18 protein-coding genes are annotated in these 21,593 nt (G+C 61.8%); 6 read left to right on the top strand and 12 right to left on the bottom strand.

Going from position 1 to position 21,593, the window contains the following annotated elements:
- Positions 1–50 precede the first annotated feature (50 nt).
- The 3 genes from IPQ13_11840 to IPQ13_11850 form a co-directional block, all read right to left on the bottom strand.
- Positions 51–425, bottom strand: coding sequence for a DoxX family membrane protein (locus IPQ13_11840; GenBank protein MBL0211582.1), 375 nt, complete (start codon positions 423–425; stop codon positions 51–53).
- A gap of 310 nt (positions 426–735) precedes the next feature.
- Complete coding sequence (locus IPQ13_11845; protein MBL0211583.1) at positions 736–1,011, bottom strand: hypothetical protein; 276 nt, start codon at positions 1,009–1,011, stop codon at positions 736–738.
- Positions 1,012–1,017: 6 nt separating this feature from the next.
- Positions 1,018–1,881 carry a sensor histidine kinase gene (locus IPQ13_11850; protein ID MBL0211584.1) on the bottom strand — a complete coding sequence of 288 codons (864 nt, stop codon included), beginning with the start codon at positions 1,879–1,881 and terminating at the stop codon, positions 1,018–1,020.
- Positions 1,882–2,509: 628 nt separating this feature from the next.
- On the opposite strand from IPQ13_11850, the gene IPQ13_11855 reads away from it, so the two are divergent.
- Entirely contained in the window at positions 2,510–4,435 is a 1,926-nt protein-coding gene (locus IPQ13_11855; protein MBL0211585.1) for a S9 family peptidase, read from the top strand.
- Positions 4,436–4,836: 401 nt separating this feature from the next.
- On the opposite strand, the gene IPQ13_11860 is transcribed toward IPQ13_11855, so the two are convergent.
- Positions 4,837–5,286: a DUF1857 family protein gene (locus IPQ13_11860; GenBank protein MBL0211586.1), complete on the bottom strand. Its 450-nt coding sequence runs from the start codon at positions 5,284–5,286 to the stop codon at positions 4,837–4,839.
- 176 nt (positions 5,287–5,462) lie between these two features.
- Here IPQ13_11860 and IPQ13_11865 point away from each other — a divergent pair, with 176 nt between their 5' ends.
- Positions 5,463–6,374, top strand: coding sequence for a prohibitin family protein (locus IPQ13_11865; protein MBL0211587.1), 912 nt, complete (start codon positions 5,463–5,465; stop codon positions 6,372–6,374).
- A 1-nt stretch (position 6,375) separates the two neighbouring features.
- On the opposite strand, the gene pheA is transcribed toward IPQ13_11865, so the two are convergent.
- Positions 6,376–7,449 carry a prephenate dehydratase gene (gene pheA / locus IPQ13_11870; GenBank protein MBL0211588.1) on the bottom strand — a complete coding sequence of 358 codons (1,074 nt, stop codon included), beginning with the start codon at positions 7,447–7,449 and terminating at the stop codon, positions 6,376–6,378.
- Positions 7,450–7,924: 475 nt separating this feature from the next.
- On the opposite strand from pheA, the gene IPQ13_11875 reads away from it, so the two are divergent.
- Positions 7,925–10,294, top strand: a complete 2,370-nt coding sequence (locus IPQ13_11875; protein MBL0211589.1) for a protein kinase — start codon at positions 7,925–7,927, stop codon at positions 10,292–10,294.
- A 127-nt stretch (positions 10,295–10,421) separates the two neighbouring features.
- Here the strand turns inward: IPQ13_11875 and IPQ13_11880 are convergent, their stop codons facing one another.
- From IPQ13_11880 to IPQ13_11895, 4 genes are all read right to left on the bottom strand, one after another.
- Positions 10,422–11,501 carry an SPFH domain-containing protein gene (locus IPQ13_11880; GenBank protein ID MBL0211590.1) on the bottom strand — a complete coding sequence of 360 codons (1,080 nt, stop codon included), beginning with the start codon at positions 11,499–11,501 and terminating at the stop codon, positions 10,422–10,424.
- A gap of 106 nt (positions 11,502–11,607) precedes the next feature.
- Entirely contained in the window at positions 11,608–13,134 is a 1,527-nt protein-coding gene (locus IPQ13_11885) for a M20/M25/M40 family metallo-hydrolase (GenBank protein ID MBL0211591.1), read from the bottom strand.
- A gap of 9 nt (positions 13,135–13,143) precedes the next feature.
- Positions 13,144–13,452, bottom strand: coding sequence for a hypothetical protein (locus tag IPQ13_11890; protein MBL0211592.1), 309 nt, complete (start codon positions 13,450–13,452; stop codon positions 13,144–13,146).
- Positions 13,453–13,479: 27 nt separating this feature from the next.
- Positions 13,480–14,403, bottom strand: coding sequence for a formyltransferase (locus tag IPQ13_11895; protein ID MBL0211593.1), 924 nt, complete (start codon positions 14,401–14,403; stop codon positions 13,480–13,482).
- A gap of 180 nt (positions 14,404–14,583) precedes the next feature.
- On the opposite strand from IPQ13_11895, the gene IPQ13_11900 reads away from it, so the two are divergent.
- Positions 14,584–15,735, top strand: coding sequence for a hypothetical protein (locus IPQ13_11900; protein ID MBL0211594.1), 1,152 nt, complete (start codon positions 14,584–14,586; stop codon positions 15,733–15,735).
- A gap of 3 nt (positions 15,736–15,738) precedes the next feature.
- On the opposite strand, the gene IPQ13_11905 is transcribed toward IPQ13_11900, so the two are convergent.
- The 3 genes from IPQ13_11905 to IPQ13_11915 form a co-directional block, all read right to left on the bottom strand.
- Positions 15,739–17,331 (bottom strand): tetratricopeptide repeat protein, encoded by a 1,593-nt coding sequence (locus IPQ13_11905; protein MBL0211595.1) that lies wholly within the window; start codon positions 17,329–17,331, stop codon positions 15,739–15,741.
- Positions 17,332–17,398: 67 nt separating this feature from the next.
- Positions 17,399–17,602 (bottom strand): cold-shock protein, encoded by a 204-nt coding sequence (locus IPQ13_11910; protein MBL0211596.1) that lies wholly within the window; start codon positions 17,600–17,602, stop codon positions 17,399–17,401.
- 508 nt (positions 17,603–18,110) lie between these two features.
- Positions 18,111–19,256, bottom strand: coding sequence for an acyl-CoA dehydrogenase family protein (locus IPQ13_11915; protein ID MBL0211597.1), 1,146 nt, complete (start codon positions 19,254–19,256; stop codon positions 18,111–18,113).
- Between the two features lie 278 nt (positions 19,257–19,534).
- On the opposite strand from IPQ13_11915, the gene IPQ13_11920 reads away from it, so the two are divergent.
- On the top strand, positions 19,535–20,734 hold the full coding sequence (locus tag IPQ13_11920) for a pyridoxal phosphate-dependent aminotransferase (GenBank protein ID MBL0211598.1): 1,200 nt from the start codon (positions 19,535–19,537) through the stop codon (positions 20,732–20,734).
- 11 nt (positions 20,735–20,745) lie between these two features.
- On the top strand, positions 20,746–21,513 hold the full coding sequence (locus IPQ13_11925) for an SDR family NAD(P)-dependent oxidoreductase (GenBank protein MBL0211599.1): 768 nt from the start codon (positions 20,746–20,748) through the stop codon (positions 21,511–21,513).
- Positions 21,514–21,593 lie beyond the last annotated feature (80 nt).

Here is a 21,593-nt window from a genome sequence, read left to right on the forward strand (position 1 = left end):
AAACTGGCTCTAGGCCACGCAAGCCCAGATGGAAAGAAACGTGCGAAAGCTCAGGACCTGAACAGGGGCCGGTAGCGGTCGCGGTGGTAGTAGGCGACAAAGCCGTTGGCGAGGACCAGGAACACGGCCAGGGGAATGCCTTCGGGGCCCAGGAACACGTGCGTCAGCAGGATGTTCACGATGATGGGCGCGATCAGCACCGAGGCCAGGGGCACGAAGCGGCCCGACAAAAAGGCCAGGCCGCAGACCAGCTCGATGACCTTCACCGTGGGCATGATGTAGCGCGATGCCTCGAGGCCGTCGTTGAACACCTTCATGGCCCCCGCGAGCGGCGGCGGCGTGAAGAGCTTGAACAGATAAGTGACCGACGCGAACACGAACAGCAGCCCCATGAGGCTGCGCACCAGGATCATCGCGATCCTCATGCCTTTGCCGGGGGTGGCGGACGGGATGGCTTCAGCATTCATGGCTGGCTCCAGGGCTGGGGTGGAGATCTGTGAAGGAAGTCAGGGACTATCGTAAATGCGTTTCAGAATTGCGAGGGTAGGTTCCCGTGGGCCATCAAGTTTGTGACCTTCACAAGCCCCATGTCTTTTTCTCAGCAATGAATAACCCGAATGATTGTCAAAAGAAGTTTTTTAGTAAATATAAAATATATTTCTATCTAATTAATAATTAAACAAATTTGATAATATTATCAATAATAATTGAGTATGATGTAAAATCAATATCCACTTAATTTCTTTTATGTCTTCTAAAGGCTTCTTCTATTGCTGGTGCCGCGTTAATGATTCTTACTACCAATTTCGAATTATCTAATCTTAGCAGATTCACACGTTCAATAAATCTTCCAGCAAATTTTGTAGATATGACTCGAACTTCAGAGAAATCAAATTCTATATAATTTTGGCTTTGTTCAGCAAGTTTAATAGTAACAAATTCAAATAAATTATTAACAGGATTGACTCCCGCGCCTGCAGCTCCTGAGTAATTATAAACATTAAAAATCATATTTATTTATACCTCAAAACTACGCACGTCATTTAATATTTCAATTCCCTGATTAATAAATTTTGATGAGAGTTGTAATCTTATATAGGTCCCTGGAAATGTAAATTTCGAGGGTCTGCAATGGTATTCTTTGAGAGTATAAGATAGAAATCCATTCCTTGAAATCATTTTAAGTGCACAATTTTCATCAAATAAGGCATAAGCTTTTACTAAATCAAGCCCCATGCCATAATTGTGCCCTTGATGGAGTCTTCGGCTTACACCGGGTTTCAGGGCTTCATTGATTATTTCTTCATCAGAAAAAGTTGGAAACAGATCTGACAAGGTAGCTGGAATTGAATTACCAAAATCAACCACAACTATTTGAATGTGTTTTTTTATAGGGAAATATTCACCAACTAATATCCCCCCACCCTTTGAGGCTGAGTGATCCACAACGTTTGCAACTAACTCCATTATTGCTTTCTCTGCTTCAGAAATCGATGCATCCGGAGCAGAAAACCCTTCCCTTGCAACCTTCTGAAGCCATACGGGGACTTCCGTTAACAGCATTCCGTCACTGTACTCAGAGGAAAAAAGTCTGAGGGGGAAAATTAAACCTGGATTCCCGTCTGGTTCCAATAAATGAACTCTTTTTAAAAATTGATAAGAATCTGGATTTAATTCATCACAATTAATAATTAATCTATCTCCTAAGCCAGAAGTCTGTTTTGCTAAACCTAAAATTGCTAGTCCACCAATATCAATAAGTGGTGAACCCATAAATTGAATTTCTATTCTATCTTCAGGATTTCTAATAAGTGTCTGCAAGTGATAAACAGCATCTTTATCAGCAAATTTACCTGTTGAATAAATAGCTTTTTTTGTCATAAACTTATCCTTCCCTGGCAGCCTGATTCAACAATTGACCCTTTGAGTGACCATATCCTTCGCTCCAATTAAAGTATAGTTCCAATTAATGTAGTCAATATCTTTCGTCTTTGGGGTTGATTTCCGGAAGGAAGAGACTATCCAGAATTTGAACTCCGTGTGTTTCAGGATAAAAGTTTGGTCGTTCACCTTTGGGATATCAGTGTTTACAAGGGGTGGCCAAGATTATGGAACGTGGAATGGCCCGATGGTCTCTCTGGGCTGCTTCACTTTACATCATCCCTGGTATGGCTGCGTAAACCCCCGGGACATACCTAATCAAATTGCGTGGAACCCAAACGTAGTACGTGCGCCACCTGTTGACCCGCAACTGAGTGGGAAATATTGACAGAGGTTTGGGCTTTGCCCTTGTTCCACATTTACTCGACCTTCTTGACATCGGGAAAGCGTAAATCCGGCTTGCGAGTCCTTCGCCCTCCTAAAATATTCTAAACGGATGCCTAACTAATCCGTTACCAATCCTGATGTTTTCCCTGCATTCCGGTGATCCCTTGCTCAGCGCCACGCCTGGCCGTGGCGGGCTGGCATCGATTACGACCATTTGAAAACCCCAACCGAAAGGAGTTCTATGAAGACCCTCTCCCTGCTCCAACGCTCACTATGCGGCGGGCTGCTGGTCGCGCTGGCGGCGACATCCTTCCCTGTGGGGGCCGCCGCGCCCAAGCGCTACGAGATCAAGGATTTCTTCGGAAACCCTGATCGCACGGGCTACCAGCTCTCCCCGGACGGGAAGACGCTCAGCTACATGGCGCCTTTTGAGCGGCGGCGGAACCTGCACATCGTGGCCCTGCCCGCCGATGGCAGCGCGCCGGATTTCGCGAAAGCCAAGCGCCTGACCAGCGAAACCGCCCGCGACATCGCGGGTTATTTCTGGAAGGGCAACGGCCATCTCCTGTTCGCCAAAGATTTCGGCGGCGATGAGAACTTCCATGTGGTTTCCGTGGACGTGAAGAGCGGCGACATCAAGGACCTGACGCCCATCCAGAAGATCCAGGCCGCCATCATCGATGACCTGCGGGACGATCCCGAACACATCCTGGTGCAGCACAACCAGCGCAATGCGCAGATCTTCGACGTCTACAAGATCAACGTGAAGACCGGGACGGCCACGATGGCCGCGCAGAATCCCGGCAACATCACCGGCTGGGTCACGGACCACAAGGGCGCCGTGCGGATCGCCACCACCACGGATGGCGTCAATGCCAGCGTGTTGTACCGCCCCACCGAGAAGGATGCCTTCAAGACCGTGGTGACCACCGATTTCCGCACGGCGGTCAATCCGGTGCTCTTCACCTTCGACAACAAGAATGTGTACGCGCTGTCGAACCGCGGGCGCGACAAGACCGCCCTGGTCGTGCTGGATCCCACCAACGGCCAGGAAGCCAAACCGATGTTCGAGCATGCGGACGTGGACCTGAACGGCCTGGACTATTCCCGCAAGCGGAAGGTGCTCACCACCGCGAGCTTCGAGACCTGGAAGACCCAGCGCCACTACTTCGACGACGCCACCCGCGCCACCTACGGGAAGCTCGAAAAGCAGCTGCCCGGGCTTGATGTCGTCATCACCAGCGAGAACCTGGCCGAGGACACCTTCATTGTCGCGACCTACAGCGACCGCACGCCCGGCACCCGCTACCTCTACCACGCCAAGGCCGACAAGCTGGTGAAGCTCGGCGACCAGAACCCTCGCATCAACGCCGCCGACATGGCCACCATGAAGCCCGTCGCCTACACCAGCCGCGATGGCCTGAAGATCAACGGCTACCTGACGCTGCCCGTGGGCCGGGAAGCCAAGAACCTGCCCGTCATCGTCAATCCCCACGGCGGCCCCTGGGGACGGGACTCCTGGGGCTTCAACCGCGAGATCCAGTTCCTGGCCAACCGCGGCTTCGCCGTGTTCCAGATGAACTTCCGCGGCTCCACGGGCTACGGCCGCAAATTCTGGGAAGCCAGCTTCAAGCAGTGGGGCGGCACCATGCAGAACGACATCACCGACGGCGTGCAGTGGCTCGTCAAGGAAGGCATCGCCGATCCCAAGCGCGTGGGCATCTACGGCGGCAGCTACGGCGGCTATGCGACGCTCGCCGGCGTCACCTTCACGCCGGACCTCTACGCCGCCGCGGTGGATTACGTGGGCGTGTCGAACCTCTTCACGTTCCTGAAGACCATCCCGCCCTACTGGGCGCCCTACCTGACGATGATGCACGAGATGGTGGGCGATCCCGAGAAGGACAAGGCGCTGCTGACGGCCGGTTCGCCCGCCTTCCACGTGGACAAGATCAAGACGCCGCTCTTTGTGGCCCAGGGCGCCAACGATCCCCGCGTGAACAAGAACGAGTCCGACCAGATGGTCGAAGGCTTGAAGAAGCGCGGGATCACGGTGGAGTACATGGTCAAGGACAACGAAGGCCACGGTTTCCACAACGAAGAAAACCGCTTTGAGTTCTACGGCGCCATGGAAAGCTTCTTCACGAAGCACCTGGCGACGAAATAGGCGAGCGCAAGGCCAATGGAAACGGCGCCTTAACGGCGCCGTTTTTTATGACAGGTGGTTCGGTTTATCAACGGCATTACGTTCGTACTAGTTTGCGTCGAAAAGCCTGGAACCACAGATGAACACGGATGAACACGGATAAACACTGATTCGGAATGTGCCAGCTTCGCGGATGGAATTCAGGCGGCCCGGCGGCGGCCTCACGCATTAGTGTGATCCGCGCCGGGCCGCCTGAATTCGCGGGCCGAAAGGCCCGCTGGCGCTACGCGCCCCGCGAAGCGATTTCGAGATGGAACCATCAAGCAATGTGCATTGGGTCTCGACCGCTTGATTTGGATCCATGTTCATCCGTGTTCATCCGTGTTTATCTGTGGTTAATATTTTCCCCACGCGACCAGGAATCAGCGGCCCTGGCCCTCGGCGGCCCGGCAGAGCTCCTCGGCGATGTCGCGCATGTGCGCCACGGCGCTCTGGACCATCCCGCAGGGATCCTCGGCGGGGGATGGGGCCCCGGGCCTTTCCCGCCAATCCATCTCGAACTCCAGCTCCACGGCGTCCTCGCGGCCCGGCAGGGCCCGCACATGGTTGCGGACGCTGCCCTCGAAACTGGGATGCTCCACCAACGTGAAGGTCAGGGAGCGGGCGGCCTCGTCCACGAGGATGCGTTCCCGGAGCCGGAATTCCCCGGGGAGTTCCATTTCCCGGAGCACCCATCCATCCCCGCGCTCAAGGATCGAATAGTCCATGACGGATTCGATATAGCGCTGGGGATGCTCGATCTTGTCGAGCAGCAGCGCCCAGACGGTCTCCAGGGGGGCTCTCACGGTGAGGCTGTGGTTGCAGCGCGGCATAAATCCTCATGGGTGATTCAGCCAGGATGGTCCCGATTTCCCTTGGCGCAAGACCCCGATCCGCCGCTTGGACAGGCCGATTCCCGCCTCTGGGCGGCCTCCTGGCGAATTCCCTTGTGGGGGAGGCTCCGTCCTGGCGACTCTGGCAGGGTGTGAAGGCACCAACCGGAGGCACCATGGTCATCCCAGCACTTCTCCTCATCCTGGCGGGAATCGCCGCCTGGCGCCTCAAGACCAAGGTCGAATTTCCGCTCTCGAAACGCCTGGCCCAGATGCAATGGGTCGCGGTGGGCCTCGGGGTCCTGCTCTTCATCGGCTCCATGGCCGTCGTCATCCCGCCCGGGCAAGCGGGCATCATCGTCCTCTTCGGCAAGGTGAACCTGGAGCCCCTGCCTTCGGGCCTGCACTTCATCAACCCCTTCGCCACCGTGGCCGAGATGGAAGTACGCACCCGGAACTACACCATGACCAGTTCCCCCGACGAGGGCCAGAAGCGGGGCGACGACTCCATCGCCGTCATCACCAGCGACGGCTTGACGGTCAAGCTGGACGCCACGATCTTCTACTCCCTGCAGCCGGCCAAAGTGGCGCTGATCTACAAAGACATCGGCCCGGACGTGGAAGACAAGATCCTGCGCAGCGAGATCCGCGCCAGCCTGCGCGATGCGGCGGCGAGCCTGCAGGCCACGGAGCTTTACACCTCCAAGCGCCAGTCCTTCGTGGACCAGGTGACGAAGACGCTCAAGGCCTCCTTCGAGGCCCGGGGCATCAACATGGAGCAGATGCTCCTGCGCAACGTGCTGCTCCCCGACCAGATCACCAAGGCCATCAATGACAAGATCGCCGCTGACCAGGACGCGCAGAAGATGGCCTTCGTGCTCCAGAAGGAGAAGCAGGAGGCCGAGCGCAAGCGCATCGAGGCCGAAGGCCAGGCCAAGGCCCAGCAGATCGTGAGCCAGAGCCTCACCCCGCAGATCATCGAGTACCAGCGCATCCAGGCCCTGCGGGAGATCGGCGCCAAGGGCAACATGATCATCACGCCCATGGGCGGCGCCACACCGCTGATCCAGATTCCCGCGAAGAAATAGGTCAGGAACGGTCTGCGCGGGGATAGCTGCCGAGCACCTTCACCGCTTCGCACAAGGGGCGCAGGGCGTCGAGGGCCTCGCCGATGGCCTTGTCCTGCTGGTGGCCTTCCACGTCCATGAAGAAGACGTTCTGCCAGGCCTTCCGGCGGCCCGGCCGGCTTTCGATCTTGGTGAGGTTCAGGCCTGCATCCGAGAAGGGTTGCAGGATGCGCAGCAGGATGCCGGGGCCATCCTTCGCCGTGAGCAGCAGGCTCATCTTGTCGCGCCCAGTGGGATCCGCCTGTACCTTCCCGAGCACCAGGAAGCGGGTGGCATTTTCCGCGAGATCCTGGATGCGCTGGCGAAGGATCGTGAGATCGAACAGATCCGCCGCCATTTCGGATGCCACGGCCGCGCCACCGGGATCCTCCTTGGCAAGACGGGCCGCCTCGGCGGTACTGGAGGCTTCGACCTGGGTCGCCCGGGGCAGGTTGGCTTCCATCCATTTGCGGCACTGGCCGAGACCTTGGGGATGGCTGTACACGCGCTCGATGCCGGGAAGATCCAGACCTTGGCGCACCAGCAGGCATTGGGCCACCTCGAGGATGATTTCGGCGCTGATCTTCAACTCGCTATCAAGGAACGTATCGAGGGTGTGGGTGACCGCGCCATCGGTGCTGTTCTCGATGGGCACCACGCCGAAATCCGCCGCGCCTTTCTGCACCTCGGCGAAGACCGCCGCGATGCTGCCCACCGGCAGACCCCAGGCGCTGAGGCCGAACTGGTACTTCATCGCCATGTGGGTGAAGGTGCCTTCAGGCCCCAGAAACGCGATGCGCAGGCCCTGCTCCAGGGACCGGCAGGCGGACATGACTTCCTTGAACACGGGCCGGATGGATTCGTTGGGGAAGGGCCCCGGATTGCTAGCCAGCAGCCGCTCCAGTACCGCCTGTTCGCGGCTCGGCACGTAGAACGCCGAAGCCTGTTTCGCCTTCACTTCCCCCACCTGCGACACCAATCGCGCGCGCTCGTTCAGCAGCCGCAGCAGCTCGTCATCCACCGAGTTGATCTGGGTGCGCAGATCCGAGAGGTCCATGGATCAGTTTAGTAGGTTGCGGGGTTGGTGAGTCGGGAGTTAAGAGTTGAGAGTCGAGAGTTGAGAGTTAGCAAGAGCCAAACGAAAGCGGACCCGAAGGGGCGAGGGCCAGGGGATCGAGTCACACGCAACCCCGCGTCATTAGCGCGATCCTCGCCTGCATTGAGTTCAAACCACAGCTGCCCCAGTGAGTTCGAAGAATCCCGAAAACCCAGCGTGCGAATTCTCCCGGTAACTGCGGGTCACGGAAGTTCTGTCTTTAACTTGACCCAGGCCGTCGCAGGGCGTATCAACAGGCAGGAACTTCTCGATGCCAACAACTTGGGAAAGCATACCTGCCGGATGCACCCCTCCTTTTTCAATCCCATTCCCGCCTCAGGGCCTGGCGTCCATCCACACGCGCCATCGAAATGGGGCATTTAATTTCTCTATACACACCCACCCATAACGAACGACGCCATATTAGGGAGCCGTCATGGCTGACCTACGGTTGGGGCACTTCCGGATCCTCGAGAAGCTGGGGGCCGGCGGCATGGGGGTCGTCTTCCGGGGACATGACGAGGACCTCGGCAGGGATGTCGCCATCAAGGTCCTGAATGCGGACAACCTCCAGGATTCCGCCGCCCGCGCACGCCTGCTGCGCGAGGCGCGCACCGCCTCGAAGCTGAACCATCCAAACATCTGCACCATCCATGAGGTGGGCGAAAGCGAGGGCCAAGCCTACATCGCCATGGAGTTGGTGGAGGGCCAGACCCTGAGCGCGCGCCTCGAGTCCGGGGCCCTCCCGGTGGAGGAGGTGTTGCGGTACGGGGCGCAGCTCGCGGAGGCCCTGACGCATGCGCACGAGCGCGGTGTGATCCACCGCGACCTCAAGAGCGCGAATATCATCCTCACCGGCGACCAGCGGGCGAAAGTCCTGGACTTCGGGCTGGCGAAACACCTGGCGGGAAGCGGCACCGCCGATACTCCGACCGTGACCCTGGACACCCTGACCTTGCCGGGCATGATCACGGGCACCCTGGCCTACATGTCGCCGGAGCAACTGCGGGGTGAGTTGGCCGATGCGCGTAGCGATATCTGGGCCCTCGGGGTGGTGCTCTACGAGATGGTCGCGGACCAGCGCCCCTTCCAGGGCCACACGGGCTTCGAACTGAGCTCGGCGATCCTGGGCAAGGCGCCAGAGTCGCTTCCCGGGGGCGTGCCCGAGGGGCTCCGCGCGGTCATTGGCCGCTGCCTGGAGAAGGATCCGGGCCAGCGGTTCCAGCACAGCCAGGAGGTGCTGTGTGCCCTGGAATCCCTGAAGTCCGGGGTGGCGTTGCCGGAAGCGGCCCACCCCCCACGCGCCCTGCCGCGCTGGCCGTGGAAGGTCTGGCCATCCCTGGCCGTGGGTTCGGTGCTCCTGCTGGCGGTCCTGGCGGTCGGCTGGGCCTTGGGCTTCCCGAAGTGGGGGTTGGGCACCCCGCTTCGTTCCCTCGCGGTCCTGCCGGTGGCTAACCTGTCGGGAAACCCGGAGCAGGAATACTTCACCGACGGCATGACCGATGCCCTGATTACGGATCTGTCGAAGATCGGCGCCCTGAAGGTCATCTCCCTCACCTCCGTGATGCGCTACAAAGGGACCAAGAAGGCCTTGTCCGAGATCGCCCGCGAACTGAACGTCGACACCGTGCTCGAGGCCTCCGTGGTCCGCGAGGCGGACCGGGTCCGCGTGTCGGTGAACCTGATTGATGCGAGGGCCGACCGGAGTCTCTGGGCCGAGAGCTACCAGCACGAGCTGTCCAGCATCCTGGCCCTCCAAGGTGAGGTGGCGCGCGCCGTCGCGCGGGCCGTCAACGTGAAGCTGAGGCCCGAGGAGGCCTCGCGCCTGTCCAGCGCGCGCAAGGTCAATCCAGCGACCTATGAGGCCTACTTGAGGGGAATGCACTTCATCCGCAAGGGGACGCCGGAGGACCTCCGGAAGGGCACGGCATTCCTCCAGGGGGCGGTGGAGAAGGACCCGGCCGATCCGCTGGCCTACGCCGGGCTGGCGCTGGGCTACATTACGATCGCCCATAGCGCGGATCCCATGGGTGACGCCATGCAGCGGGCGAAGGCCGCCGCCGACAAGGCCCTGAGGCTGGATGACACGATGGCTGAGACCCTTGCCGCATCGGCGTTCGCCGAGGGCTACTACGGCTGGAACTGGAGCGAAGCTGACCAGAAGATCCAGCGTGCCTTGGATATCAACCCGAGCCTGGCCATGGCGCACTTCCACAAGTCTTGGTTCGATGCATTGTTCGGCCGCATGCCGGAGGCCATCGCCGCCCATCAGCGGGCCCAGGCCTACGATCCCTTCGACCCCAGCAATACGGCCTGGCTAGGGGAACTCTATCGATGGGAGGGGCGCCTGGACGAGGCGGAGGCGGAGGCCCGCAAGGCCATCGCCATGTCCCCCGAATACTCGGTCGGCTACTTCGTCCTGTCCCTGGTCCACCTGGACCGTGGGCAGCGGGAGCAGGCCATCAATGCCATGCAGCAGGCCGCGAAGGTCGACCCCGACTACAGGTGGCCGCTGGGCATGGTCTACGCCGCGACCGGCCGGGAGGCGGAGGCTCGGAAGGTACTCGAGGTGATGAAGGCGCAGAAGGTCATCCCCTGGGTCGTCTGCTGGCGCGTCATCCTCCACGCCTCGCTGGGCGAGGTGGATGAGGCCTTCCAGTGGATCGACCATCCCATGCCGTTCGCTTGGCGTCCCTGGTTCCGTGTGTTGCCCTACCCCGGCTGTGAGGCGCTGCGGAAGGACCCGCGCATGGCGCAGCATCTCAGGCGCATGAACCTACCGCCAGTGACGCCCCGGCGGGACTGAGGCGCCCCAGGCAACCCTGGAATGGCGAATCCGGCGAGGGTTCCCTACGGCTGCGATTTTCCCATCGATCAGCCTAATAAAAGGAAGGGCCCCAGATGGGGCCCTTCGTGATGTCAATTCGGGGCGATCACCCCATGCCGTGCTTCTTCATGATGTTGGCGCGCTGGGCGTCGAACTCGGCCTGGCTCAGGAGCTGGCTGTCGAAGAGATCTTTCAGCTCGGTTAATTCTTCCTTGAGCGATTTGGCCGGAGCGGCCGGAGCCGCGGCGGTGCCGCCCATCGGCATCTGCTGCATCGGCTGCTGGCCCATGCCCATGCTCGCCTGGGCCATCTGGCCGGCCATCATGCCGCCCATGCCGAAGCCGAGGCCGGCGCCCATGCCGAGGCCCGCGACGCCGCCCTCGTTGGCCGCGGCGATGGAGATGCTGTCGGCCACCTGCATCTGGGTGTAGGCGCCCATCACCGGCGCCATCATGCCCACCGAAGTGCGCTTGTCCATCATCGCTTCGACTTCTTCGGGCAGCGTGAAGGGTTCGACCACCAGCTTGGCGAGGGACACGCCATAGGTCAGGAATTCGGCGGTGAGTTTCTGTTTCACCGCATCGGCGACTTCGTCGATCTGGGCGTTGACGTCAAGGACGCCGATCTTCATCTCGGCCAGGGTGTCGGCCAGCTTGCTGCTGATGGTCTTGCGCAGCTGCTCCTGGCACTGGTCCACGCTGAAGGTGCCGTTGGTCCCCACCAGCTGGCGGATGAAGGTGGCGATGGCCTCCTTGTCCTTGGGCACCTGGATGGAGTAGATGCCGTGGGCGCGCACGCGCACCATGCCGAAGTCCGGGTCCCGCATGATGATGGGATTCGGCGTGCCCCAGCCCAGATCGTTGAACAGTTTCAGGTTCACGAACACGATGTCGGACTTGAAGGGGCTTTCGAAGCCAAACTTCCAGCCCTTCAGCGTGGCCAGGATCGGCAGGTTCTGGGTGTTCAGCGTGTAGGTATCGGGATTTTCGAAGATGTCGGCGAACTTGCCTTCGTTCAGGAAAGCCGCGGCCTGGCTTTCGCGCACGATCAGCTTGCCGCCGTTCTGGATTTCCTGCCCGCGGAAATCAAAGCGCCACGCCATCATGTCCTGGGACGGGTCCATCCACTGCACGACGTCTAAAAATTGGGCTTTGCCCCAATCCTTGAAGTTGTCCATCAGAGCCATCGAGCCCTCCATGCGGCGGTTGCCGCGAGAATCAAGTTTAAATGCCTGCGCAAGGAGTGCGAGGGGGGGCGGTGTGAAGAATCGGTGAAGGCGCCTGGTCCACCGTTCAATGGGCTGTTTGAACCGGCGGAAGGAGGGGAAGGGGCCAGGTCCAGGAGGTCCAAACCTCCTTCGGCAGCAGTTTGGGCTGCTCGGCGGCATTGGCCGCCTGCAAGGCCAGATCCCGGGCCAGCCGCACCACCCGGGCCACTTTCTCGAAATCGATCTTGTCCGGGGTGTCGGTGGATTCGTGGTAGTCGCCGTGCATGCCGCCGAAGAAGAAGATGCTGGGGATGCCGCGCTTGGCGAAGGTGAAGTGGTCCGACCGGGTCCAGTACTTGTCGGCTTCCAGATTGAGCTTGATGCCTTGCTGGGACGCGAGGGCCCTGGCGTCGCGGGTCAACGTGCCCACGGCGCCTTCGATCCGCGCGGGGGTGACGGAAAACTCGTCCGCGGTATTGCGGCCCACCATGTCCACGTTGATGTCGGCCTTGATCCTGGACAGCGGCACCGGCGGCGCCTCCACAAAGGCCTGGGAGCCCCAGAGGCCGATCTCTTCGCCGCTGACGGAGAGCACCAGGATGCTCCGTTTGGGTTTCGAATCCTTCAGCAGCCGCGCGATTTCCAGGATCGCCGCGGTGCCCGAGGCGTTGTCATCCGCGCCCGGGCGCAGCTTGCCGCCCTCCCGCCCGAGATGGTCGTGGTGGGCCGACACGACGATGAAATCATCCTTGAGATCCGGGGCGACCCCAGGAATGACCGCGACGAGGTTTCCCGCCGGGATTTCTTCCGTGTCGGTTTTGGGGACATAGGTGAAGGCGCCCAGGGACCGCGGCGGCTCGGGCCTGGCCAGGGGCCTCAACCCGAGCTGCAGCGCCTTGGCCGCTTCAGCGCTCATCCAGATGATCTGGGATTCCCGAACGGCGGCGCCCTTGATCGAGATCTGGCCACGCTTGACGAAGCGGCTCAGGAACAACCGCATGTTGCCGAAACCGGCCTCCTTGTCTGGGCGGGTCTGGATGAACAGGCAACCCGCCGCGCCGGCCTTCCTGGCCCAGTCCAGTTTGGTCTCGGTCTGGCCTGCGCGGGCCCAGCCGGCTTCGTTGGCGCCTTCGCCGGACCCGGGCCTGCCTTCCCACATGGCCACCCACCGGCCCTTCAGATCGAGGCCCGCGTAGTCGTCCCACTGCAGTTCCGGGGCATGGATTCCGTACCCGATGAAGAACAATTCGCCGGAGGCCGCATGGATCCGGGTGGTGAGGATGTCCTCGCCCAGTTTCAAGGAGGTCTTGCCGATCTGGACCGTAGACTGGGCGGGGTCCACCCGGGTGCGCACCAGATCATAGGGAAGGAGGTAGGGATCCGCGCCGCCAGGGCTCTTGGGCCGGGGCAGGGGGGACAGGCCGGCCTCGCGGAATTGCTGGGACAGGTATTTCAGCGCCTTCCGATGGCCTTCGGTTCCGGTGGCCCGGCCCTCCATGGAAGGATCCGCCAGGGCATAGACATCCTTGCGGATCCGGGCAGGATCAGGATCCTGGGCGGACAGGGCGAAGGCGAGGCTCAGGGCCGCGGCGATCCGGAGGCGGTTCGGCATGGGCTGCGTTCAGCGATGGCGCTTCAAGGGCGGATTGGGAATCCGGTCCTTGGTGTAGACCGAACGGGTGTCGCAATCCACGGTGCAGCGCCAGCCCCGGCTGTCCTTCGGCATGTGCACGTCCACTTCCCAGCCGCAGGATGCGCCGTTCAACGGGATCCGCCGGGCGGTCATCGCGATGCCTCCGGTGTCCTGCTCGGCGATCGCTTTGGCCTCGCGGGCCGTGCTCACCGGTCCGCCGCGATGCCTGGGGGCGCGGGCCTGGCGGTCCCCAGCCATGAGCAGAGCGGGAATGAGGAGCAGCAGAGCCAGTCGCATGGTGACCTCGGGCGGAGTGGACCAATTCTAAGGTGAGATTTCCGGAATTCCTATGGCCCGGAGCAGAACCGCCTGTTCCGTCGGACGCTCGCTGCGGAGCTCCCCCTTCCGCACCGCGTGGAGCAGCAATGCGCCATCCCTGAATCCCAGCAAGGCGCCTTCGGATGTGAGCCTGAAACTGCCCGGAGCGCAGGGCAGGGAGGTGGGCAGCGCCCATGGAATATGCAGGGTGCCACCGTCGGCGCCGAGGAAGGCATTGGGCCACGGATCCGCCACGGCACGGATCAGGTTGAAGGCTTCCGTGGCGGACATCGAAAAGTCGAGCCGCCCGTCCTCGGGTTTGCGCCCTCCGAAATAGGTCGAGGGGCCAAGGTTTTTCTGATTGATCCGGGAAGCGGTTCCATCAAGCAGCTTCGGGACCGTCTCCCGCACCAGATGGCGGCCGGCGTCGGCGCTCTTGAGCGTCAGGCTCAGGGCGGTGTCGTCCCAATCGATGGGGAGCACGGCCTGTCCGACAATGTCGCCGTCGTCGGGCTTGGGCGTCATCGCATGCAGGGTGATGCCGGTTTCCGGTTCGCCTTTCACCAACACCCAGTTGATCGGAGCCCGCCCCCGGTACTTCGGCAGCAGCGATCCATGCAGGTTGTAGGCGCCCAGGCGCGGCAGTTCCAGGAATCGGGCCTGGATCATTTCGCGGAAATAGAAGCTGAACAGGAGATCGGGTTTTAACGAGCGGATGGCCTCGAAAACGGTGTCTTCATTGAAGGATTTTTCCATGCGCACGGGTATGCCCAGGGTCCCGGCCAGCCGCGCGGGCGGTTCGAACCAGCCGTCGGAATCGCCCTGGGGGTAGGTATAGAGCGCCAGGATTTCAACGCCGGCATCCAGCAGACCCGCCAAGGCTTCGCGCCCCACCGGTGAATATGCGCATACGACGGCTGTCGGTCCCATGGTTTAAAGATTGGCATGAAATGGTTGTTTCGGCCCCGACTCTGAAGAATCGCCACAAACCTGTGAATTCGGGCCTAAAAGGAGTTTCCACGCGCATTCCCGGTTGAACTGCAGGCCAAGGAGCCTATCTTGCTGTTACCCGCCATCAGGCGGGGTTGGCTCAGGAAAAGAGGCACGAGGATGCTCTCCCGCAATAGGCCCAGCAAGGTATCCAAGGCGCTCGCGGCGATGATCCTGGTGGCAGCCGCCGGGCCTGGGGCGCTGCGGAGCCAGGAACCAGTCCTGCCACTGCCTGCCAAGCCCCTGCCGATTCCGTTCACCCAACTCTCCGATGCGGCTCCCTTGGCGGCTCCTCCCGAATTGCTGCCGATCATGCGCAGGGCTACCTACCACGGGATGAGCGTGCGGGCCAAACTTCAGGGGATCCTGGATGTCATCTTCCGGCCCGAAACGGATGGCGGCCTCGGCATCACCTATGACAACTCCCGCACCCGCACGGTTTCAGAAGTGCTGAGGGACCGCAAGGCCAACTGCATTTCACTGACGGCCCTGTATGTGGCCTCGTGCAATCTGGTGGGGATCCAAGCCCACTTCGCCGAGCCTGTGAATCTCAACCATTGGACGCGGGACGGCCAGATCATCCGCATGGAACGGCATGTGGTGGCGCTTGTGCCCATTATCCCCATGGGGGACGTCGTGGCGGACTTTCTGCCTCAGCTCCGGCAGCGCCAAGGCCTGTACATCACCAAGTCGCTGACACCGGAACGTGTGGAAGCCCTGTTCCACAGCAACCGAGCCGTGGAGCTCCTGATCGAGGGACGGCCGGATGCGGCCAGGGTCCAGGCGGACATCGCAGTGGAGGTCGATCCCACCTCCAACGTGAGCTGGAATATCCGTGGCGTGGTGTTGAAACACACGGGCCACCTCAAACAGGCCGAGGGAGACTACCTGAAAGCCCTTAGCCTGGACGCCAAGGACACCGCCGCCATCGGGAACATGGAGTCCATCCTTCTGGAAACGGGCCGTCCGGCGGAGGCAGTGCGCTACCGGCAGCTTGGGCTGGAGCTCCGGAAGAAAGACCCTTATTTCCAAGCATTCCTGGCCGAAGAAGCCATGGAGGCCGAACAGTGGGAGGAAGCCGCGGATCGCTTGGCTGCCGCCATCAAGCTGTTGCCCCACGAATCAAGTTTCTACTTGATGAAGGCCAGGTTGGAACTCATTGGGGGCAAGCCCCAGAACGCCCTGGTCGCCCTGGAGCAGGCCCGTCGTTGGGCCCTGCCTTCCGAGCGGGAGCGCTACGACAGCAAGATCGCCCTGCTGAAGAAGAGTTAAGGGTCAGTTAGACTCCAGTTCCGCCAGCCGTTCGCGAGCCTCTCCGCTCTCGGGGTGATGGACCAGGCATTCGCGCAGGAACCGGCGGGCGCCTTCGGGATCATGGAGGGCGCTTCGGCTCTCCGCGAGCTGGACCAGGGCTTCCTCGCAGGCCTGATCGAGATGAAGCGCCTGCCGCCAGTGGTTTTCAGAGCGTTCCCATTCTCCCAGGTCCGCGCAGGCGTGGCCGGCGTCCAGCACCAGGCGCAAATCTTCTGGATCCATGTGGGCCGCCCGCTCCAGGTCCATCCGGGAGGCCAGCGCATCGCCCTGGCGGCCCAGCGCCAGTCCTTTCAAGTGCCAATACACGGCCCGCTTGCGAGGTTCCGGCCCGAGGCCCTCCAGGAAATCGAGCAGGGCCGACCAGGCTTCAAGGCCCGCCAGGCAATCTCCTTGCAGCAGGAGCAGGGACGGATCCCCCGGGTGCTCCTCCAGCAGCTCCTTGCACCTGGCGAGGGCGTTTTCAAAATCCCCGAGGGCTACCTGCAATTCCAAGTCCAGGGGCGGGTGGGCGTTTCCTCGCCGGTCGGCCGGGACGGTCCGCAGGAACTCCCAGGCGGCAAGCGGATCGCCATCGACCCAGTGGGCGAACTCAGCCCGGCGCACCTGCCACTCCCACCGCAGTTCGGAGTTTTCTTCCGGCGGCAGGGAGGCCTCGGCCCGCTCCAGGCAATGGCGGGCTTCTTCGAACCTTCCGGCATCCAGGGCCATCTGATGCTTTTCCACCCAGAGGCGGAAGGAATCGGGATACCGCGCCAGGCCTTCCTCCAGGGAAGCCCAGGCGCCGTTGTCATCCCCGAGCCTGCGCAGGGCCCGGGATTCCCCGGCCCAGTGCCAGGGCTCGGTGCGGAAGGCAGGCGGGAGGCTGCGGAAGAGCGCCAGAGCGTCGGCCACGCGCCCTTGCTGCAGCAGGTAGGCCGAAGGCGCCGAACGGTCCCAGGGCAGGCGCGGATCTCCATGACGTTGCATGAGCAGAGCCAGGGCCTGCTCCGCCAAACCATGCTCGCCGCGGTTCAGCGCCGCAAGCAGCAGGTCTTCCAGCAGGAGCGGATCCTCCACCGCCAACGGGAGCACCGCGCGGAAGTGCTCCCAGGCTTTTTCGACATCGCCCTCCTGGTCCCGCCGGATATGGAGGATCCCCAACCGGTGGGGAATCTGCGGCACGGAGGGCGCCAATTTCAGGATCATCCGGCCGTAGCGCAGGCGCCAAGGACGGATCTTCGGGGGCACGCGGCGGAAAAAAGGCTGGATGAGCAGACGCCTCCACAGCGGCAGCCGGACCAACTGTGCTTGGAGGAACTCGGTCCAGGCCTGGTTGCGGAATCCCTGGGCGAACCGGGCGCGCCCCAGCAGCAGGAGGATGCGATAGCCGGTCTCGCCGCTGGCCGCAGGCCGGGAGGAACTCAACAGATCCGTAGTTTCTGATACCGGCGCGCTGGAGTTCCAGCTTGCTTCCGCCCTGCGGAGGGTGCGGGGCAGGAACCAGTGAAGCTGGGCCCAGCGGCCGATGATCAGGACCCCAAGGAGCAGGGCGAGGGCGAAGTCCACATTCGTCATGGATCCAGTATGCCGCCATGAAAAAGCCCCGGCAGGACCGGGGCCTGAATCTGCGGAGGGCCGGACTTCAGATTTTCGTGACGTTCGAGGCCTGGGGTCCCTTGGGACCGTCGACCACATCGAAGCTCACACGCTGCTGTTCATCCAGGGTGCGGAAACCCTGGCTCTGGATGGCGGTGTGGTGGACGAATAGGTCCGTGCCGCCTCCGTCGGGGGTGATGAAGCCGAAACCCTTTTCGGCGTTGAACCACTTCACTGTGCCTTCAGCCATAAAACACTTTCCTTTAGGGGTCCTACCCCAGCGCCTGGTGTGGATCGCCGGAATGCCAACCAGGCATCGGATTCCGGGGAACAGTTCACCGTTCTTTCAAAGCCCGCGATGGAGCTATTCCAGCTTTGGGGCAGTTGCCGAAAAGTTGGGTTGATGCAGGAAGGGTATCAGGGAGATGGAATTCGTAAAATAAAAACCCTGTTGGTGGAGTTGAGAGTCAAGGGGGGGGGGGGGGGTCGAGGGCAAATCGTGTTCAACCGTTGACTTTCAATCGAAAATCTGCGGGTGCGATTCTATTGGGCCATCACAAGCCGCTCAGACTTCCCTTGCGATTGTGGGGATTTGAACCAACCAGCGGAGCCCCACTCGGGACAGGCCAAGGGTTCCCGGATCCGCAAACCGAAGGTGAGCGGGAGGGCGCAATGCGCCCGATATCCGGGAGGCCTGTCCGCTCGCGACCCGCAATCCAGCGGCGATTCGTGGAGTTGAGTGATTCCGTCTCTTTATATCAGTTTCCCTGCTGGATCTCTTTCGCGATCACCAGCCGCTGGATCTGGTTGGTTCCTTCGTAAATCTGCAACAGTTTTGCGTCGCGCATGCACTTCTCGACGAGGTAGTCCTTGGAGTAGCCGTTGCCGCCGAGGATCTGCACGGCATCGGTGGTGACTTCCATGGCGGTGTCCGTGGCGAAGGTCTTGGCGATGGCGCTCTGCTTGGAGTTCTTGATCTTGTTGTCGGTCATCCAGGCGGCCTGCCAGGTGAGCAGGCGGCTGGCTTCGATCTTCTTCGCCATGTCGGCGAGCATGAAGCTGATGGCCTGGTTGGCGATGATGGGTTTGCCGAACTGGATCCGGGTCTTGGCGTAGTCCAGCGCGATCTCGAAGGCCGCGCGGGCCACGCCGACGCCGCCGGCCGCCACCGCCGCGCGGGTCTGGTCGAGGGTCTTCATGGCGATGATGAAGCCCATGCCCTCTTTGCCCAGGAGGTTTTCGGCGGGGACTTCTGCGTTTTCATAATGGACATGGACCTGGTTCGAAGCGCGCTGGCCCATCTTGTCCATGGCCTTGCCGACCCGGAGGCCCGGCGTGTCGCGCGGCACCACGATGCAGCTGGTGCCGCGGGCGCCCTTGTCGGGGTTGGTGGAGGCGAAGAGCGTGTAGAAGTCCGCGTGGCCGCCATTGGTGCAGTAGCACTTGGTGCCGTTGATGATGAACTTGTCGCCCTTCAATTCCGCCCGGCAGGTCATGCCGCCGGCATCGGATCCGGCCTCGGGCTCGGACAGCGAAAAGGCCGCGAAGAGGGGTTCTTCGGTGAGCTTCGTGAGCCACTTCCTCTTCTGCTGGTCGCTCCCGGCGATGAGGATGGGCGTCATGGCCAGCCCATTCGCCATGATGGAGGTGTAGAGTCCGCCGCAGCCCCAGGCCATCTCCTCGCAGACGACCGCTTCCTCGATCTGGTTCTTGCCGGGGCCGCCGTATTCCTTGGGCACGAGGGCCTGCAGGTAGCCTTCATCCCACGCCTTCTTGTAGACCGGCGTCGCCCATTCGGCGGTGTCGTCGTAATACCGGGCCACCGGCCGGATCACGTTGAGCGCGAAATCATGGGCTTTCTCTTGAAGGGCCAGCAGTTCAGGGCTAAGGGAAAAATCGAGCACGGCCACCTCGGCGAAGTAGGACTCCGGGAGTTCGGAGACAGAAAGCCCAGTTTATCCGAGGGTCCCGGGACTTCCAGCGGGAGGATGCGGCCTACCTCGGGTAGCCTCAGGGCCTGATGGCTCAGCCCCCCGGTTCCCGCATTGAACCCTTCAAATCCAGGATTTCCAAGGTTTTTGAGGCTCCGAGGGCTTCGGTATAATGGCTGGGTGTGCCCACCATGAGATCGCGCGATCGTCGGCAGGCCCCAGGAGACCACCCCATGGAACCGAGCCTGATGATGCGCATTTCGGCCCGCGCGAACCGTTTTCCGGACTCCCCCATCCGCAAGCTGGCGCCGCTCGCGGATGCCGCGGCCGCCAGGGGAACCAAGGTCCTCGCCCTGAATATCGGCCAACCGGATGTCCCCACGCCGCAACCTTTCCTGGATGCGCTGCATTCCTATGACCGCAAGGTCATCGCCTACGGCCGCTCCGAGGGCGAACCCGCCTACCGGCTGGCCCTGGCCGACTACTACCGCGCCGCGGGCATCGAGCTGGACGAGAGCGATCTCGTTGTGACGCTCGGCGGGAGCGAAGCCATCCTGTTCGCCTTGCAGATCGTGGCGGAACCGGGCGACGAGGTGCTCTGCTTCGAACCCTTCTACACCAACTACAACACCTTCGCGATGATGTCCGGGGTGGCGCTCCGCCCATTGCGGACCGAGGCCGCCACGGGGTTCCACCTGCCGGACGACCAGGCCATCCTCGCGGCCATCACGCCGCGCACCAAGGCGATCCTGATCTGCTCGCCGAACAACCCGACGGGCACGGTCCTGAAGGAAGCGGAACTCCGGCGCCTTGCGCGGATGGCCAAGGATCACGGCCTCTTCATCATTTCCGACGAGGTCTACCGCGAATTCGTGTACGAGGGGTCGCACACCAGCATCCTGCACCTGGAAGGCATCGACGACCACGCCATCCTGGTGGACAGCATTTCGAAGCGCTACAGCGCGTGCGGGGCCCGCATCGGGTGCCTGGCCACGCGCAACAAAGAGGTCCGCGCGGCAGCCGTGCGGATGGCCCAGGGAAGGCTCTGCCCGCCGGTGGTGGAGCAGGCGGCGGCGCTGGCCATGACCAAGCTGGGCCCGGGCATTTTCGCGCCCATGCGCGATGAATACCTGCGCCGGCGGGACGCCACCTTCGAGGGCCTCCAGCGCATTCCAGGCCTCGTCTGCGAGAAGCCCAACGGCGCCTTCTACATCATGGCCGAGCTGCCCATCCCGGACTGCGAGGCCTTCGCCCGCTGGCTGCTGACGGATTTCTCCCACGAGGGCGAAACCTTGATGGTGGCGCCGGGGCCCGGCTTCTACGCGCAGGATCCATCGCTCGGCAAACCCAAGGGCCTGAATCAGGTCCGTCTGGCCTACGTGCTGGAAGTGCCCAAACTCCAGCGCGCCATGGACCTTCTGGCGCGGGCCGTGGACCAGTACCAGGAATAGCGGAGCAACCCATGCGCCCCGACCATCCGATCGTCCTCATCACCGGGGCTTCCAGCGGTATCGGCGAAGCCACCGCGCGCCTGCTCGCGGCTGGCGGCTGCCATCTGGCCCTGGGCGCCCGCCGCGTCGAGTTGGTGCAGAAGCTCGGCATCGAATTGAAGGCGGCGCACGGCGTCCAGGCCTTCGCGGGCTACGTGGACGTGCGTGATTCCGGGTCCGTGAAGGCTTTCGTGGATGATGCGGCGGCGGCCCTTGGCGGCCTGCACGCGGTGGTGGCCAACGCAGGCCTGGCCAAACGCCTGGACCGCATCGAGGCCATCTCCGAGGAGACCTGGCAGTTGATGCTGCATACCAACGTCGAAGGCGTGATCCGCACCTTCCAGGCTGCGCTGCCGCACCTGCGCAAGGCGGGCTGGGGGCATCTCTTCAGCATCGGCTCCATCGCCGGGCACAACGTCTATGAGAACGGCGGGGTGTACTGCGCGTCGAAACATGCGCTGCGGGCGCTGGTCCAGGCTTTGCGCATCGAGCTCTGCGGCGAGCCCATCCGGCTGACCTCGGTGGATCCGGGACTCGTGGAAACGAACTTCTCCCGGGTGCGGCTGGACGACGAGGCCAAAGCCAAGGCGGTCTACCAGGGGATGACGCCGCTCGTGGCGGTCGATATCGCCGAATGCATCCGGTGGGCGCTGGCCCTGCCCGATCATGTGAATATTGATGAATTAATCATCGCGCCCCGGGACCAAGCCAGCGTATATAAGGTTCATAGAAAGTTGTAGAGGCTCCGTTTGGACGCTGACCCCAGGCTCCGTGGCATTCCATGGTTTCATCGGTTTAGGCGGACGCTTTCTGTTGCGCT

The sequence above is a fragment of the Holophagaceae bacterium genome (assembly GCA_016720465.1).
GTDB lineage: Bacteria > Acidobacteriota > Holophagae > Holophagales > Holophagaceae > JANXPB01.

Coding starts and splice junctions, on each gene's coding strand:
- IPQ13_11840 (MBL0211582.1), bottom strand. CDS start 425: ATGAGGATCGCGATGATCCTGGTGCGCAGCCTCATGGGGCTGCTGTTC.
- IPQ13_11845 (MBL0211583.1), bottom strand. CDS start 1,011: ATGATTTTTAATGTTTATAATTACTCAGGAGCTGCAGGCGCGGGAGTC.
- IPQ13_11850 (MBL0211584.1), bottom strand. CDS start 1,881: ATGACAAAAAAAGCTATTTATTCAACAGGTAAATTTGCTGATAAAGAT.
- IPQ13_11855 (MBL0211585.1), top strand. CDS start 2,510: ATGAAGACCCTCTCCCTGCTCCAACGCTCACTATGCGGCGGGCTGCTG.
- IPQ13_11860 (MBL0211586.1), bottom strand. CDS start 5,286: ATGCCGCGCTGCAACCACAGCCTCACCGTGAGAGCCCCCCTGGAGACC.
- IPQ13_11865 (MBL0211587.1), top strand. CDS start 5,463: ATGGTCATCCCAGCACTTCTCCTCATCCTGGCGGGAATCGCCGCCTGG.
- pheA (MBL0211588.1), bottom strand. CDS start 7,449: ATGGACCTCTCGGATCTGCGCACCCAGATCAACTCGGTGGATGACGAG.
- IPQ13_11875 (MBL0211589.1), top strand. CDS start 7,925: ATGGCTGACCTACGGTTGGGGCACTTCCGGATCCTCGAGAAGCTGGGG.
- IPQ13_11880 (MBL0211590.1), bottom strand. CDS start 11,501: ATGGCTCTGATGGACAACTTCAAGGATTGGGGCAAAGCCCAATTTTTA.
- IPQ13_11885 (MBL0211591.1), bottom strand. CDS start 13,134: ATGCCGAACCGCCTCCGGATCGCCGCGGCCCTGAGCCTCGCCTTCGCC.
- IPQ13_11890 (MBL0211592.1), bottom strand. CDS start 13,452: ATGCGACTGGCTCTGCTGCTCCTCATTCCCGCTCTGCTCATGGCTGGG.
- IPQ13_11895 (MBL0211593.1), bottom strand. CDS start 14,403: ATGGGACCGACAGCCGTCGTATGCGCATATTCACCGGTGGGGCGCGAA.
- IPQ13_11900 (MBL0211594.1), top strand. CDS start 14,584: ATGCTCTCCCGCAATAGGCCCAGCAAGGTATCCAAGGCGCTCGCGGCG.
- IPQ13_11905 (MBL0211595.1), bottom strand. CDS start 17,331: ATGACGAATGTGGACTTCGCCCTCGCCCTGCTCCTTGGGGTCCTGATC.
- IPQ13_11910 (MBL0211596.1), bottom strand. CDS start 17,602: ATGGCTGAAGGCACAGTGAAGTGGTTCAACGCCGAAAAGGGTTTCGGC.
- IPQ13_11920 (MBL0211598.1), top strand. CDS start 19,535: ATGCGCATTTCGGCCCGCGCGAACCGTTTTCCGGACTCCCCCATCCGC.
- IPQ13_11925 (MBL0211599.1), top strand. CDS start 20,746: ATGCGCCCCGACCATCCGATCGTCCTCATCACCGGGGCTTCCAGCGGT.